This is a genomic window from Bradyrhizobium valentinum, assembly GCF_001440405.1.
Lineage (GTDB): Bacteria > Pseudomonadota > Alphaproteobacteria > Rhizobiales > Xanthobacteraceae > Bradyrhizobium > Bradyrhizobium valentinum.
This window is the reverse complement of the sequence record NZ_LLXX01000156.1, coordinates 988-15009: the sequence shown is the minus strand read 5'-3', so window position 1 is coordinate 15009 and position 14022 is coordinate 988. Positions and strand designations below refer to the sequence as shown.

The following is a 14022-nucleotide window of genomic DNA, read 5'->3' as shown; positions in this document are numbered from 1 at the left end:
GTGGTCGCAGCGCGGCGGGATGGCCGGGCTGCGGCCGGGCGCGCCTGCTGCGGCGGCGCGTCCACGGTGACCGCAGGAAGTGATGACTGCGCCAGCGCGGTACCAGTCTGCAGGGAGAGGGTAAGTCCGCTGACTGCCCCGAGGCAGATCATTCGCATCAATTGAAGTCGAGTGGCGGAAAGCGAAGAAAATCCTGTTAGTGTCACCCTGCGATACCCCGAGACCTGCCGGCTTGGCCGGTATGATTTTTTTGAGGCCTCGCTCTAACGCAGGCATCTTCGGAGTACGATAGGCGGTTGCTAGAATTGCTCCAGATTGCGCGGTTCCTAATCACGCACTGAAGGCGGATGATTGTTTTCGCAGATCGAAGTTTCAGTTTATCGATGGCAACAGTTGCGATCTGGGGACCATCAATGCAAATACGCTGCCGCACTGAAGCATGCGGCAAAACCGTGTGGTCCTGGCGCCCGTGGCTGGCGTCAAGTCGGCGGAGGTGTTGCGAAGCCCGACCGGGCGCGCAAGACCGTCAATTCGCCGGCGACGGAGGCAAGAGGAATTCGTCTCCGGGGAGAGCACGGCATAAGCCGTAAAACCATTGTGCAGGGAATGCCGGAATGCTCCGACTGTACCTGTATGCTCGTGTGCGCATCTTTGCGCATCTCTTGCACACGAGACCGCGGGTGCAGCAAGCACCCGGCATTCCCTGCGCCCTCTTCTCTTTGGGCGAAACGAATTTTGCAAAGCCCGGGCGAAACGCGCCGCGGGAATGCGGAGGTGTGTGTGGGAGCGAGTCATTGTTTGGCCCATCCTTCGAGACGGCGCTTTCGCGCCTCCTCAGGATGAGGTCTGAGACCCTCATGGTGAGGAGCGCGGCAAGGCCGCGTCTCGAACTACGAGGCCGCGGTGAGTGCGACGGGAGCGTCCGTTCGACGCTTCGCATCGGGGGCCGAATAACCCGCCCCAACCCTCCCCTGTTAACCCTTTGCTAACCATACACCCGGCAAGAATTGCCGGGTGAAGTCGAGTGTCGTCGGCCGCGTAGAACGGGAGGAACCCCGTGGACGCCAGTGCGGTGCCTCACTTTCGGACCGGCGGCCCTTCGGCCGCCGCGCAGACGTTTGGCGCCCGCGGGCGTCAATCGCGGGGGGAAGCGGCTACCATGGTCGATGTCACGGCGGGTCAGGGCGGCGCAGGCCCAAGCGGCGGATTTCCAAGCCTCAGCGAAATCGGCGATATCCTAAAGCGTGGCGATCTGGCGCTGGCACTCGGCGTTCTCGTCATCCTGGTGGTGCTGATCCTGCCGCTGCCGGCGATCGTGCTGGATCTGTTTCTGGCGATCTCGATCACGGTGTCGATCCTGATCCTGATGACGTCGCTCTTCATCCAGGCGCCGCTGGAATTCTCGTCGTTTCCGACCGTGCTGCTGATCTCGACCATGCTGCGGCTGTCGCTGAACATGGCCTCGACCCGGCTGATCCTGTCGCACGGCCATGAGGGGACGGCCGCGGCCGGCCACGTCATCGAAGCCTTCGGTAATTTCGTGATGGGCGGTAATTTCGTGATCGGAATTATCGTGTTCGCGATTCTGGTGATCGTGAACTTCGTCGTCATCACCAAGGGTTCGGGGCGCATCGCCGAGGTTGCTGCGCGCTTCCAGCTGGATTCGATGCCCGGCAAGCAGATGGCGATCGACGCCGACCTCTCCGCCGGCCTGATCGACGAGGCGACCGCCAAGGCACGCCGCAAGGCGCTGGAGGACGAAAGCGGCTTCTTCGGCGCCATGGACGGCGCCTCGAAATTCGTCCGCGGCGACGCCATCGCGGGCCTCCTGATCGTCTTCATCAACGTCATCGGCGGCATCATCATCGGCGTCGCCCAGCAGGGCATGAGCTTTGGCGACGCCGCCCGCACCTACACCATTCTGACGGTCGGCGACGGCCTGGTCACCCAGGTGCCGGCGCTGATCGTCTCGACCGCCGCGGGCCTTCTGGTGTCGAAGGCCGGCATCACCGGCGCCGCCGACAAGGCGCTGATGAAGCAGCTAAGCGGCTATCCGCAGGCGCTCGGCATGTCGGCCGGCGTGATGCTGGTGCTGGCGCTGCTGCCGGGCATTCCGATGCTTCCGTTCCTCGCGCTCGGCGGCGGCGCCGCGGCGCTGGCCTGGAAGTCGCGCAACCACAATCGCGTCACCAAGGCGGCGGAAGCCGCAGCCGCAGCCGCGCCCGATCTCGCTGCGGCTGCCGCCCAGGCCACGGCGGAAGAGCCGATCGCCAACGCGCTCAAGATCGACGATCTCAAGATCGAACTCGGCTATGCGCTGTTGCCGCTGGTCAACGGTCCCGACGGCACCGACCGCCTGACCGAGCAGATCAAGGCGCTGCGCCGTTCGCTCGCCATCGAAATGGGCTTTGTGATGCCGGCAGTGCGCATCCTCGACAACGTCCAGCTCGAGGCCAACACCTACGTCATCAAGATCAAGGAAGTCGACGCCGGCAGCGGCAAGATCTGGCCGAACCAGTTCATGGTCATGGACCCTGCCGGTAACCAGGTCGGTGTGCCCGGCATTCACACCGTGGAGCCGACCTTCGGATTGCCGGCGACCTGGGTCGACGCCGCGCTGAAGGAAGAAGCCTCGCTGAAGGGCTACACGGTGGTCGACGCCGCGACCGTGCTGTCGACCCATCTGACCGAGCTGCTCAAGAACAACATGAGCGATCTTTTGTCCTATGGCGAGGTGCAGAAGCTGCTCAAGGACCTGCCGAAGGAACAGGGCGAGCTGGTCAAGGACATCGTGCCGAGTCAGGTCACGGTTTCAGGCATCCAGCGCGTGCTTCAGCTTTTGTTGGCCGAGCGCATCTCGATCCGCGATCTCTCCACCATCCTCGAAGGCATCGCCGATGCGCTCGCCTTCTCGCGCAACCCGGCCACCATGGTCGAACATGTCCGCGCCCGGCTGGCGCGGCAGATTTGTGCACAGAATACCTCGTTCAACGGTTATTTGCCGCTGATCGCGCTGTCGGCGCGGTGGGAACAGGCGTTCGCGGAATCGATCGTGGGCCAGGGCGAAGAGCGCAGCCTCGCCATGCAGCCCTCAAAACTCTCGGAGTTCATGACCGCAGTCCGAAACAGCTTTGAGCAGGCCGCCCGCGAGGGCGAAGCGCCGGTGCTGGTCACCTCGTCAGCGATCCGCCCGTTCGTGCGCTCGCTGGTCGAGCGTTTCCGCTCGCAGACCACGGTGCTGTCGCAGGCTGAAATTCACCCGCGCGCGCGGCTGAAGACGGTCGGAAGCGTGTAGGCACGCCCCGCAAATCACTGAAAAATCCCGAGGCCTTTTCGCCACAGGCAAATGGTTTGTCGAGAACGGCCGGAACCCCGCCAAATCGCGCCGGGCGCAACGATCAAGCACTAAGTTGATGTGCTAGCTGAATAATTATTCATTTGGCCGGGCGACGCGCATTTTCCGATCGCGGCCGTTCAAGTCTTTTCACCGCCTTGTGATCGCCACTTGGGAACTACTCCCCGGATTCCCACGTTCCCTGACGCGAGAAGTTGAACCCGGCTGCGGATGCATTCGACGAATCCACAGGCGGGAAGGCGGCAGGAGACTTCCATGAACCATTCGATCTACAGCGCAGATCGCACGACCCATCTCAAGATCGTGGTCGTGGCTTTGGTCGCGGGTGTCGTGGTCGCCGGTTTCAGCATCTCCGCGCGCACCAACTCGGATGAAGGTCTCACCCAGACCGCGAGCGAGCGCGTCATGAAGGCTGGTAAGCCGGTTGTGATTACCAGCACAGGCAACTCTGTCGTACGCTAAAGGAGAATTCACGGAATTCACGCGGCTCTTTACAGCCCCCCAAAGTCGCCGTGTGGATATTTAAGACCCCAACTACCCCCAAGTTGACTACGAAAACGCCCGCTCCCCACGGGCGTTTTCTTTTTGTTGGGGTGCCGCGGAGATTGCCGTCCTCACCAACCGGCCTCGTGACACACCCACAGACCTCGTCCTGAGGAGCCAGCGAAGCGGACGTCTCGAAGGATGGCCGCGGAAAGATCGGGGGCCACATGGTTCTCCCGGCGATGCGAAGCATCGTCCGGTGACGGCGCAAGGGCGCGCTCCTCACCATGAGGGAAAGCTTCAGTACGCAGGCGCTAGCGGCTAGCCGGCACCGTCTCGATCAGCTTGCCGGCATAGATCGGCGCCGAGGTCGGCTTGCCGGTCGGCGACCCGCCGGCCTGCTCCACGGTCACCGCATAGGTCGCGGTGTTGATCGTGCCGGCGTCGAAGCCGGCGAGCACCGGGCGCGCGGTGAAGTCGCTGCCGCCGATCACGCCGAGCGAACGCGGCTGCGGCAGCTTGTCGGAGATCAGCCACAGCTCGAAACTCTTGCCGGGCTCCGCGTCCGCGCCGACCTTGCGGACCGTGAAATTCTTGCTGGCGGCGTCGACCGTCAGGATGAACGCGGGCGAGCCGCCGTCGCGCTGCAACAGGGCGACATATTGCGCCGAGGGCTCCGGCGATGGCGCCGGCGTCTTCACTTCGACCGTCTGGATGCGCGGCTTCGGCCGAAGCGCGTCCGGCAGCAGTTCGGGCTGGTAGACCTGCACGGCCAGCATCGCGACCAGAGCTGCGGCCATCGCGGTGGCAATGGAGGCGACGTTGCGCCAGCGCTTCGCCCGGCCCGTCAACTGGATGACGTTCGAATTGTCCACGGCAGGCGGTACAGCAGCCGGCGGCGCCTCGACGGCTGGCGGCGCCTCGGCTGCTGGCGGCGCCTGGGCCACCACAGGCTCGGCCGGAGGTTCAGGCGCCGGCGTAGGCGGCGATGGCGCCTCGGGCAACATCAGCGGCGCCTGCTGCCCCGCGGAATGTCCGATCGCAGCCTTGATGTTCTCCCACACGATAGGCCGCGGCTCGATCGATCCGACCATCTGGTTCAGCACGCCGAGCCGGTATTCCCAAGCGTGCACGATCGCGGTGAATTCGCTATCGGCGGCCATCATGGTCTCGACCTGCGCGCGCTCGTCGGCATCGAGGGTGCCGAGCGCATATTCCGCGGCGAGCGCGATATGGTCTTCGCTATAGGCCATCGTTCAAGACCCGGACCTCACAGCCCGAGACACTCCCTTATATCCATCATGCTGCGGCGCAGCCACGTCTTCACCGTATTTACCGGCGCCTCGAACTTGGCGGCGAGCTGCTCGCGGCTCCAGCCGTTGTAGTAGGCCAGCAGCACGAGCTTCTGCCGATCCGGCTCCAGACGGCCGACGCATTCCAGCAACCGCTTCAACTCTTCCGTCATCTCGCGCCGCGCCAGCGGATCGGGTGAATCGGCCGCCACTTCCATCGCGGCCGGCTCCTCCTCGATCGAGCTTTCGCTTCGCTTGCGCACCACGTCGATCGCCCGGTTGCGCGCGATCGACACCATCCACGTAATCGGCGAAGACAGGGCCGGGTTGAACTGGCCGGCGCTGTTCCAGATCTTGACGTAAGCCTCCTGAATGACCTCCTCCGCGAGATCCTGACGCCGCAAGATACGGAGCACGACGCCAAACAGTTTCGCGCGCGTGGCGGCGTAAAGGCGCTCAAAAGCGGCCTCATCCCCCTTCGCCACCGCGGCAATCAGCCAGACCAGCTCTGCTGGCGTCAGCATTCAACGACCCCCAAGATCTCGGTCCTCCTTCGCGTCGTACGCCGGAGCAGTCGAGAAGTTTCGTAGCATACCCTGCGTCAAACTGGGCACCAAGTCGCCGATTCCGGGCAATCCGCCAAGAAAAACCTCCAAAAAAACCACCAGGAAAACCCGCCAAGAAAAAACCCGGGCCTTGTGGCCCGGGTTTCGATTCCTTCAACCGATGAGTGTGCGTCAGGCGACGCCAAGCCGGGCGCGCATCAGCCCGATCGAATCCATGTCGGCCTGCTCCCGGGCGCTCTCCTCGGCGCGCTCGCGCGCCTGGTCGCGCTCGTCGAGCAGTTCGACCTTCTTCAGCTCCTCGAAGGCTTCGCTGAGCAGGCTCTTGGCATCCTCGAGCTGAATGCGCAGTTCGTCGGCAGAGCGGGTCAGGTTTTCCCGCCGCTGGATCGCGGCCTTGGCGTAGGTCGGGTAGGCAAAATGGGAGGGGTCGTTGATCCCGGCCCGCTCCTGCTCGGTCTGAATTTCGCGCTCGAGGTCGACCGACATGCGCTTGAAGTCGGCGATCATGCCTTCGATCTGGGTAACCCTTCGGCGCTTCTCGTCGACCTGAAATTTCTTCAGGCGGATCAGCGTTTCTCGTGACTTCATCGACTCATACTCCCCAGAAGTCCCAATCTGAACGCGGGACGGAGCCGGCTCCCTCGGGGGACCCCACCGGCGTCATTAATCATGTGCCGGGGATGATGGCCTGACAAAGTTAGCGTTCCGTTTCCAAATTGGCGAGGATCTGCGCCAATTGGCGGTAGCCGTCATCGAGGCTCGATTTTTCGTCCTTGGCCTGGCGCAGGAAGGCTTCCAGCGGCTCGTGCAGCCGGATCGCCTCGTCGACCTCGGGACTCGAACCCGCCCGGTAGGCGCCGAGCCGGATCAGCTCCTCCATGTCGGCGTAGGTCGCCATCACCTGGCGGCCCCTCATAATCACCGGCAGATAGTCTGGATTGGCCGATCGCGGCATGGTGCGGGAGACCGATTTGAGGATGTTGATCGCGGGAAATCGTCCGCGCTCTGCAATCGAGCGCTGCATCACGACGTGACCGTCCAGAATGCCGCGGACCGCGTCCGCGATCGGCTCGTTATGGTCGTCGCCGTCGACCAGCACCGTGAAAATGCCGGTGATGGTGCCGGTCCCGGTGCCCGGCCCTGCCCGCTCCAGAAGTTTCGGCAATTCTGTGAACACGGTCGGCGTGTAGCCCTTGGCGGTTGGCGGCTCGCCGGCCGAGAGCCCTATCTCGCGCTGCGCCATCGCAAAACGCGTGACCGAGTCCATCAGGCACAGCACGTCCTTGTCCTCGTCGCGGAAATACTCCGCGATCGCCAGCGTCAGATAGGCCGCCTGCCGCCGCATCAAGGCGGGCTCGTCCGATGTCGCCACCACCACGACCGAGCGCGCGAGACCCTCGTGGCCGAGATCCTCCTGCAGAAATTCCTGCACCTCGCGGCCGCGTTCGCCGATCAGGCCGATGACGGTGATGTCGGCATCGACATTGCGCGCCAGCATCGACAGCAGCACCGATTTGCCGACGCCGGAACCCGCGAAGATGCCGAGCCGCTGGCCGCGGCAGCAGGTCAGGAACGTGTTGAGCGCACGCACCCCGAGATCGAGCGCTGCGCCAACGCGCTGGCGCGAATGCGCCGGCGGCGGCGAATTTCGGTAGGACATCGGGGATGGGCCCTGCACGAGCGGTCCCTTGCCGTCGATCGGATCGCCCATTGCGTTGATCACGCGGCCGAGCCAGGCCGCTGACGGCCGCACCTGGCTGGCGGCGATTGCGATTACCGCGCGGCAGCCGCGCCGGACGCCCTCGAGCCCGCCGAATGGCATGACGACCGCATTGCTGCCGGAAAAGCCGATGACCTCGGCCGGGATGAAACGGTTCCCGCCGGTATCGATGACGATGCGGGCGCCGACCGACATCGCATGGATCGGCCCTGCAATCTCAACCATCAGCCCGCGCACGCCCACAACGCGGCCATATATATTGACGCCGTCGATATCGCCGATCTGCTCCGCGAGCGCCTTCATTTCGAAAACCTTAAGTTTCCGCGCTTTAACGGGCAGCGCTTAACCTCGTGTTTACCCGCATCATTAATCATTACGTCACTGTCTTTGGTGACTGAGAGCGCTCGCCCGTCAGAAGAAGGATGAGTCGCGAGAGTCGGTTAGGCCCGCCTCTTAACTTGGAGCTTGAGCAGGCACGGTAGGGAAAAGCTGCTTCGACGCAATATCTTAGGGCGATTCGATAAAAATTGCACTTAAAGACCTTGCGAACCGGAATCAGGATTTGTTAACCATGTGTCTGTCAGGATCCGAATCAGTTGTTCAAAGGCGTTTTGAGTGCCGCAAGTGCGGCCGACCTGACGCCCGGAGCGGCGACTAAAGGGGACTGGCATGCGCGTTTTGCTGATTGAAGATGACAGCGCTGTCGCGCAGTCGATCGAGCTGATGCTCAAATCCGAGAGTTTCAACGTCTACACGACGGACCTCGGAGAAGAAGGCGTCGATCTCGGTAAGCTTTACGATTACGACATAATCCTTCTCGACCTCAATCTGCCCGACATGTCCGGCTACGACGTGCTCAAGCAGCTCCGGGTGTCGAAAATCAAGACCCCCATTCTGATCCTGTCCGGCCTCGCCGGCATCGAGGATAAGGTCAAGGGCCTCGGCGTCGGCGCCGATGACTACATGACCAAGCCCTTCCACAAGGACGAACTGGTCGCCCGCATCCATGCGATCGTACGCCGTTCCAAGGGCCACGCCCAGTCGGTCATCCAGACCGGCGATCTCGTCGTCAATCTCGACACCAAGACGGTCGAAGTCGGCGGCCAGCGCGTGCACCTGACGGGCAAGGAATACCAGATGCTGGAGCTGCTTTCGCTCCGCAAGGGAACCACCCTCACCAAGGAAATGTTCCTCAACCATCTCTATGGCGGCATGGACGAGCCAGAGCTGAAGATCATCGACGTCTTCATCTGCAAGCTGCGCAAGAAACTGGCAAACGCCTCCGAAGGCCGCAACTTCATCGAAACCGTGTGGGGCCGCGGCTACGTGCTGCGCGAGCCGCATGAGGCGGACGAGCGCATCCCCGCCTGACACCAGGGTTTTACAGCGAGCCGCACGGCTCACTCCGCCCGACTGGACCCCGCCAAAAATGGCGGGGTTTTTGTTTGGGGGCGGATGGCTCCCGTCAATTCGCCATCAGGAGCGCGCGAGCGCGTCGAGCTTGCCTCGAAGCTCGTCAATCGCCGGCTTCGCAACATCGCCGGCGCCGGGCGTCGCCAGCACCTTGTCACACATCTGGTTGATCATGGGGGTCGCAACAACAACCAGCTTTACGAGGGTGCTTTTTCCTTCAGGAGAGAGCTGCGTCGCGCGCGAGCCGACCTCATCCAACTGATCTGTCGCTTCCTTCAGTTTGGGCAGGGCGGCCTCGGCCGATGCGGCATCGGTGATGCTGGAAAGCACGATCCTGATGGACCCAACCGACGAGTTGATCTGGTTCGCAAGATTCATCCCGTCGACCGTTAAATCCGTCGGGGCCTTGCCTACGGTTCCGGTCTCGGTCCGCTTCGTGGAGGGAGGCGACATCTGAGCGACTGTGTCCTCCCCTGGACGACCAAGGGCGAACCAGATCAGACCACCCAATACCACCGCGGCGACCAGCCAATACGGCCACTGTGGTACCGCGGTCCTGCGGGCCGCCGCGGCGGCCGCCTGACCAGCCCCGGAAATGGTCCGCTCCGAAGCCCCTGCAATTCGGCTGCCGGCCGTGCTGGCCGCCGCCGCACCGCTGCGCAAGCTTTCAGTCGCACCATCGATAAGGCCGGCGGCACTCAACTGGCCGGCGAGACCGAATGGTATTGCCGCGGCGATCTGATCCTTCTGTGAAGTGAGGAGGGACGCCAGCCCGCTTGCGTCGAGACCAGCGCTGCGTTGCTGCTGACCCAAAGCGCCAAGGACCACCGGGCCAAGCATGCCGAGCATCGACTTGGTCGTACCCTCGCCGATCCCCGCGAACTTGCCGATGGTCTGTGCCATCGCATCCAGGGTTCCGCCACCGAACAGGCCGGAAAGCATGTTCGACCCGGTTTCCGCGAACGAGTTCAGATCGCGATCGCCGGTGAGATTCTTGAGGCTATCGAGCGATCCGGATTGCTGTGTCAGCGTATTGGTGAGCTGGCGTGCCCCATTGGGAGTGGAGGCAACGTCAGCAAGACTTGCAAGAAGGGCGGGAATTGCACCCGCTATGGCTTTTTGCGCGACATTGCGATCAAGACCCAGAGCAGAAGCGATCTTCGCGATCATGTCCGGTGTGAGGAATTGCATCACTACAGAGACCAAATTCGTGGCCATGGCGATCCTCCCGAGCAAGGGTGCAGTTACCTGCTCAAGTTAACCCGCTCACCCCGGATTGCTCCCCAAAGTTTAATCACCTTATATTACAACCTCTCCGGATTGATCGAAGTTCCACAAGGACCTGCGCGTCAAAACGAGCATCTAGAGCCCGGCTCTGATTCAATCAGAGCCGGGCTCCAAGCAGAGTTTTTATTGGGATTGAACCGCCCGCTCCTATGCGCCGACTGACAGATCGTGCGAACCTTATCGAACGCACGAGTCGGGGCGAATTCAATGGTTTTGCAATCCCTCGCCGGGCTGCCGGCGTTCCTGGTGTATTTCTGCACGGCGATCGTCGCCGTCGTTGCCTATCTCTTCGTCTACACACGCGTCACCGCGCATAACGAGTTCGATCTGATCCGCGCCAATGAGCCGGCAGCCGCTATTGCGCTTGGCCTGAGCCTGCTCGGCTTCGTGCTGCCGCTGGTCAGCGCCATCGCCCATTCCGCCAATGTGTGGGATTGCATGATCTGGGCCGCGATCGCGCTGATCGTGCAGATCATTGTCTATTTCCTTGTCAGGGTTCCGGTGCCGAACCTGTCGAAGCGGATCGCTTCCGGCGAGCTCGCCGCCGCGATCTGGCTCGGGCTGTCCTCGCTCGCCGCCGGCGCACTGAACGCCGCTTCGATGATCTACTGATCATGGCAGATCATTCAGAGCACGAATTCGGCAAGCGCAAACCGGCTTCGATGCCGGCATCGCCGCGCCCCGTCCCGCCGCCGGCGAAACGTTCGAGCCACGTCGCCCTCCTGCTAATGGGCACGTTCGCCGTCGGGACCGCCGCCTACACGCTGATGCCGAGCCGCAGCTGCGAGCAGTCGCCGAATGCTTCCTCGTCGTCGCTCCAGCAAAGCAATACCGAATGCTCGTCGCGGAGCTCGTCATCCAGCAGCCATGGCGGCTCCGGTGGCAGCTCGTCGCGCAGCAGCTACTACAGCAGCGATTCGTCCTCGAGCCATTCATCCTCGGGTACGTCCGATTCCGGCTCGCACTCCGCGCAGCGCGGCGGCTTCGGGTCGTTCGGGCATGCCATCGGCTTCTCTGGCGGCTGAATTTCATGCAGCGCATCCCCTGCCCCGAACGCGACGACTGGCGTGCCACAGCCGAAAGTGTTGGCTTCACGTTTCACACCATCGAGGGCGAGCGCTATTGGGACGAACGGGCCTACTATGCGTTCACGCTGAACGAGATCGAACGGCGGATCGAGGCGCCGACCGCCGAGATCGAGGCGATGTGCCTCGAACTGGTCGGCCTCGTGATCAACGACGAAAAATATCTGCGCAGATTGAAAATACCCGAAGCCTTCTGGCCGCTGCTGTCCGAAAGCTGGCGCCGCCGCGACGCCAGCCTCTATGGCCGGCTGGACCTGAGCTACGACGGCTGGAGCCCGGCGAAGCTGCTGGAGTACAACGCGGATACGCCGACCTCGATTTTCGAAGCGGCGGTTTTTCAGTGGACCTGGCTCGAACAGGCGATGGAGCGCAACATCATCCCGAAGCGCGCCGACCAGTTCAATTCAATCCATGAGCGCCTGATCGATGCCAGGAAGAAACACGGCGACGGAAAGCATCTTCATCTCGCCGGGATGACTGACAACACCGAGGATGCCGGCACGCTGGCCTATCTGCAGGACACCGCGAGCCAGGCCGGATTGCAGACTACGCTGATGGAAATCAAGGACGTCGGACTGAGCGGTGATGGCCGCTTCGTCGATCTCGACGATCGCGGAATTGAGCTCGCCTTCAAGCTCTACCCCTGGGAATGGATGTTTCAAGACGCGTTCGGCGCGAAGCTGTCGAGCGTGCCGACCCGCTGGATCGAGCCGCCCTGGAAGGCAATCCTTTCCAACAAAGGTATTCTACCGCTGCTATGGGAGATGTTTCCGAAGCACCCCAATTTGCTGCCGGCCTATTTCGAGGACGATCCGAAGGCGGCAATGCTCGGCTCCTCGTTCGTCCGCAAGCCGCTTTATTCGCGCGAAGGCGCCAATGTCGCACTCGTCAGCGCCGGCACGACGCTGGCGGAGCAGGAAGGCCCGTACGGCGCGGAAGGATTCATCCGGCAGGCTTTCGCGGCGCTGCCGAGCTTTTCCGACCAATACCCGGTGCTCGGAAGCTGGCTGATCGATCACACGCCGTGCGGCCTGTCGATCCGCGAGGACGAGAACCCGATCACCGGCAACACGTCACGCTTCCTGCCGCACGCGATATTGTAGCGCTGCAAGCCTGGAGATGCAGGCTCAGCTCGCCGCGGCAACCGCTCGCAACGTTTGCGGCACCAGGGTCGACGCCCCTACCCGGATCACCGGCGCTATATTCGTACGATAAAGTCCGCGCCGCTCCGGATAGGGCTTGAAGGTATTGGTGATGCCGACCACGGATTCGGCCGCGCCCAGCGCCAGCACGCCATCGGGCTCCAGCATTCGGGAGAGCCGCTCGAAGATGTTGGCCTTGGTGTGCTGATCGAAATAGATCAGCACGTTGCGGCAGAAGATGATGTCGAACACGCCGAGATGGGAGAAGTCCTGCAGCAGGTTGAGCTGACGATGCTGCACCATGCTGCGGATCTCGGCATTGATCTGCCAGAGCTCGCCGTTCTGGGTAAAATATTTCACCAGCAACCCGATCGGCAATCCGCGCTGTACCTCGAACTGGCTGAAGATTCCGGCCTTCGATTTTTCCAGCACCGCCTGCGACAAGTCGGTCGCGACGATCTCGGTGCGCCAGCCGGACAGCAAGGATCCGGCCTCCTTCAGGCACATCGCGATCGAATACGGCTCCTGCCCGGTGGAGGAAGCCGCGCACCAGATGCGCAAGGAGCGGCGGGCCGCGCGCGCCTGCACCATCGCCGGGATGACCGCCTCCCGCAAATGATCGAATGGAATCTTGTCGCGGAAGAAGAACGTCTCGTTGGTGGTCATCGCCTCGACCACCTCTGCTGTCAGCGCGGCAGCTCCGCCCTTCATCTTCTCGACGAGTTCGGAAATGCCCGGCAGGCTGGATTTGCGCGCCAGCGGCAACAGCCGGCTTTCGACCAGATATTGCTTGTCGGCGGAAAGATCGAGCCCGGAGCGCTCTTTCAGAAGCTTACGCAGATACTCATAGTCTGAAGGCGTCACGAACGATCTCCCGAAAACAACCGAACCAGTTTTGGCCCAATCTGATTGAGCGGCAGAACCGCCGCGCAAATACCTGCATTGGCGGCCGCGCCGGGCATGCCCCACACCACGCTGGTCGCTTCGTCCTGGGCAATCACGCTGCCGCCGGCGGCGACGATGTCCTTGCCGCCGCGCATGCCGTCGGAACCCATGCCGGTCAAAATCACCGACATGACGCCGCCCTGCCAAACGTCGATGGCGGAGTTGAACAGCGGGTCCACCGCGGGTTTGCAGAAATTCACCGGCGGCCCATCGTCGAGCGCGATCGCGGTCTCGGCGCCGTGGCGCACGACGCGCATGTGGCGGCCACCGGGCGCGAGATAGATCCGGCCGGACTTGACGATCTCGCCATCGACGGCCTCATGCGCCGGCCGGCGGCTCGCACGCGCCAGATGCTCGGCGAGAATCGTGGTGAAGGTTGGCGGCATGTGCTGGGTGATCAGCACCGGAAAACGATCGATCACCGGGCCGATGTCGGCGACCAGCGCCATCAGGGCCTGCGGGCCGCCGGTCGACGAGCCGACCAGGAGCACACGCGGCGCCAGCATGCTGAAGGGCCTGCGCGCCAGTTGCAGTTGGGCAACCGGTGCCGCGACCGGATGGACCGATACGTCGCGTGCCCGGTCGGGGGCCGGAGCCAGAGACGGGCCCGCGGCAGGCGAGGCACGGCGGCGGGCCCTGGCGCCCAGATGACGAATCTTCTGAATCAGATCGTGGTGGAAGGTCTCGGCGGCGCCGGCCTCGCGCGTGCTTTCCGGCTTCGGAATGTAGTCGGA

General features: G+C 63.0%; 13 protein-coding genes. 6 read left to right on the top strand and 7 right to left on the bottom strand.

Annotation, left to right across the window (positions count from 1 at the left end; all coding sequences use genetic code 11):
• Positions 1 to 1159 precede the first annotated feature (1159 nt).
• Together flhA and CP49_RS27865 are read left to right on the top strand one after the other, a co-directional pair.
• The gene (flhA, locus tag CP49_RS27870) at positions 1160 to 3295 is read left to right on the top strand and encodes a flagellar biosynthesis protein FlhA (protein ID WP_057853349.1); all 2136 of its coding nucleotides are present in this window, start codon (positions 1160 to 1162) and stop codon (positions 3293 to 3295) included.
• Positions 3296 to 3610: 315 nt separating this feature from the next.
• A complete protein-coding gene (locus CP49_RS27865; protein ID WP_057853348.1) occupies positions 3611 to 3817 on the top strand; it encodes a hypothetical protein in 207 nt (68 codons plus the stop codon).
• 335 nt (positions 3818 to 4152) lie between these two features.
• Here CP49_RS27865 and CP49_RS27860 read toward each other — a convergent pair whose 3' ends face one another.
• The 4 genes from CP49_RS27860 to fliI form a co-directional block, all read right to left on the bottom strand.
• Complete coding sequence (locus tag CP49_RS27860) at positions 4153 to 5091, bottom strand: anti-sigma factor (protein ID WP_057853347.1); 939 nt, start codon at positions 5089 to 5091, stop codon at positions 4153 to 4155.
• Positions 5092 to 5108: 17 nt separating this feature from the next.
• Positions 5109 to 5654, bottom strand: a complete 546-nt coding sequence (locus CP49_RS27855; protein WP_057853346.1) for a sigma-70 family RNA polymerase sigma factor — start codon at positions 5652 to 5654, stop codon at positions 5109 to 5111.
• A 213-nt stretch (positions 5655 to 5867) separates the two neighbouring features.
• Positions 5868 to 6284 carry a flagellar export protein FliJ gene (gene fliJ, locus CP49_RS27850; protein ID WP_057853345.1) on the bottom strand — a complete coding sequence of 139 codons (417 nt, stop codon included), beginning with the start codon at positions 6282 to 6284 and terminating at the stop codon, positions 5868 to 5870.
• 109 nt (positions 6285 to 6393) lie between these two features.
• On the bottom strand, positions 6394 to 7719 hold the full coding sequence (gene fliI, locus CP49_RS27845; RefSeq protein WP_057853344.1) for a flagellar protein export ATPase FliI: 1326 nt from the start codon (positions 7717 to 7719) through the stop codon (positions 6394 to 6396).
• 366 nt (positions 7720 to 8085) lie between these two features.
• On the opposite strand from fliI, the gene ctrA reads away from it, so the two are divergent.
• Complete coding sequence (gene ctrA, locus CP49_RS27840) at positions 8086 to 8787, top strand: response regulator transcription factor CtrA (RefSeq protein ID WP_016848562.1); 702 nt, start codon at positions 8086 to 8088, stop codon at positions 8785 to 8787.
• A 105-nt stretch (positions 8788 to 8892) separates the two neighbouring features.
• Here the strand turns inward: ctrA and CP49_RS27835 are convergent, their stop codons facing one another.
• Positions 8893 to 10047: a DUF937 domain-containing protein gene (locus CP49_RS27835; RefSeq protein WP_057853343.1), complete on the bottom strand. Its 1155-nt coding sequence runs from the start codon at positions 10045 to 10047 to the stop codon at positions 8893 to 8895.
• A gap of 276 nt (positions 10048 to 10323) precedes the next feature.
• Here CP49_RS27835 and CP49_RS27830 point away from each other — a divergent pair, with 276 nt between their 5' ends.
• The 3 genes from CP49_RS27830 to CP49_RS27820 are packed head-to-tail and all read left to right on the top strand — an operon-like array spanning position 10324 to position 12304.
• Entirely contained in the window at positions 10324 to 10728 is a 405-nt protein-coding gene (locus CP49_RS27830) for a DUF350 domain-containing protein (RefSeq protein ID WP_057853342.1), read from the top strand.
• Positions 10729 to 10730: 2 nt separating this feature from the next.
• Positions 10731 to 11141, top strand: coding sequence for a hypothetical protein (locus tag CP49_RS27825; RefSeq protein ID WP_057853341.1), 411 nt, complete (start codon positions 10731 to 10733; stop codon positions 11139 to 11141).
• 5 nt (positions 11142 to 11146) lie between these two features.
• A complete protein-coding gene (locus tag CP49_RS27820; RefSeq protein ID WP_057853340.1) occupies positions 11147 to 12304 on the top strand; it encodes a glutathionylspermidine synthase family protein in 1158 nt (385 codons plus the stop codon).
• A 24-nt stretch (positions 12305 to 12328) separates the two neighbouring features.
• On the opposite strand, the gene CP49_RS27815 is transcribed toward CP49_RS27820, so the two are convergent.
• Positions 12329 to 13207, bottom strand: a complete 879-nt coding sequence (locus tag CP49_RS27815; protein WP_057853339.1) for a CheR family methyltransferase — start codon at positions 13205 to 13207, stop codon at positions 12329 to 12331.
• The coding region (locus CP49_RS27810; RefSeq protein WP_245310907.1) for a chemotaxis protein CheB at positions 13204 to 14022 on the bottom strand (819 nt) is incomplete at its 5' end. The genes CP49_RS27810 and CP49_RS27815, both read right to left, overlap by 4 nt.

What these genes read in the sequence shown, in the direction of transcription:
- flhA (WP_057853349.1), top strand. Translation starts at nt 1,160, where the DNA reads ATGGTCGATGTCACGGCGGGTCAGGGCGGCGCAGGCCCAAGCGGCGGA.
- CP49_RS27865 (WP_057853348.1), top strand. Translation starts at nt 3,611, where the DNA reads ATGAACCATTCGATCTACAGCGCAGATCGCACGACCCATCTCAAGATC.
- CP49_RS27860 (WP_057853347.1), bottom strand. Translation starts at nt 5,091, where the DNA reads ATGGCCTATAGCGAAGACCATATCGCGCTCGCCGCGGAATATGCGCTC.
- CP49_RS27855 (WP_057853346.1), bottom strand. Translation starts at nt 5,654, where the DNA reads ATGCTGACGCCAGCAGAGCTGGTCTGGCTGATTGCCGCGGTGGCGAAG.
- fliJ (WP_057853345.1), bottom strand. Translation starts at nt 6,284, where the DNA reads ATGAAGTCACGAGAAACGCTGATCCGCCTGAAGAAATTTCAGGTCGAC.
- fliI (WP_057853344.1), bottom strand. Translation starts at nt 7,719, where the DNA reads ATGAAGGCGCTCGCGGAGCAGATCGGCGATATCGACGGCGTCAATATA.
- ctrA (WP_016848562.1), top strand. Translation starts at nt 8,086, where the DNA reads ATGCGCGTTTTGCTGATTGAAGATGACAGCGCTGTCGCGCAGTCGATC.
- CP49_RS27835 (WP_057853343.1), bottom strand. Translation starts at nt 10,047, where the DNA reads ATGGCCACGAATTTGGTCTCTGTAGTGATGCAATTCCTCACACCGGAC.
- CP49_RS27830 (WP_057853342.1), top strand. Translation starts at nt 10,324, where the DNA reads ATGGTTTTGCAATCCCTCGCCGGGCTGCCGGCGTTCCTGGTGTATTTC.
- CP49_RS27825 (WP_057853341.1), top strand. Translation starts at nt 10,731, where the DNA reads ATGGCAGATCATTCAGAGCACGAATTCGGCAAGCGCAAACCGGCTTCG.
- CP49_RS27820 (WP_057853340.1), top strand. Translation starts at nt 11,147, where the DNA reads ATGCAGCGCATCCCCTGCCCCGAACGCGACGACTGGCGTGCCACAGCC.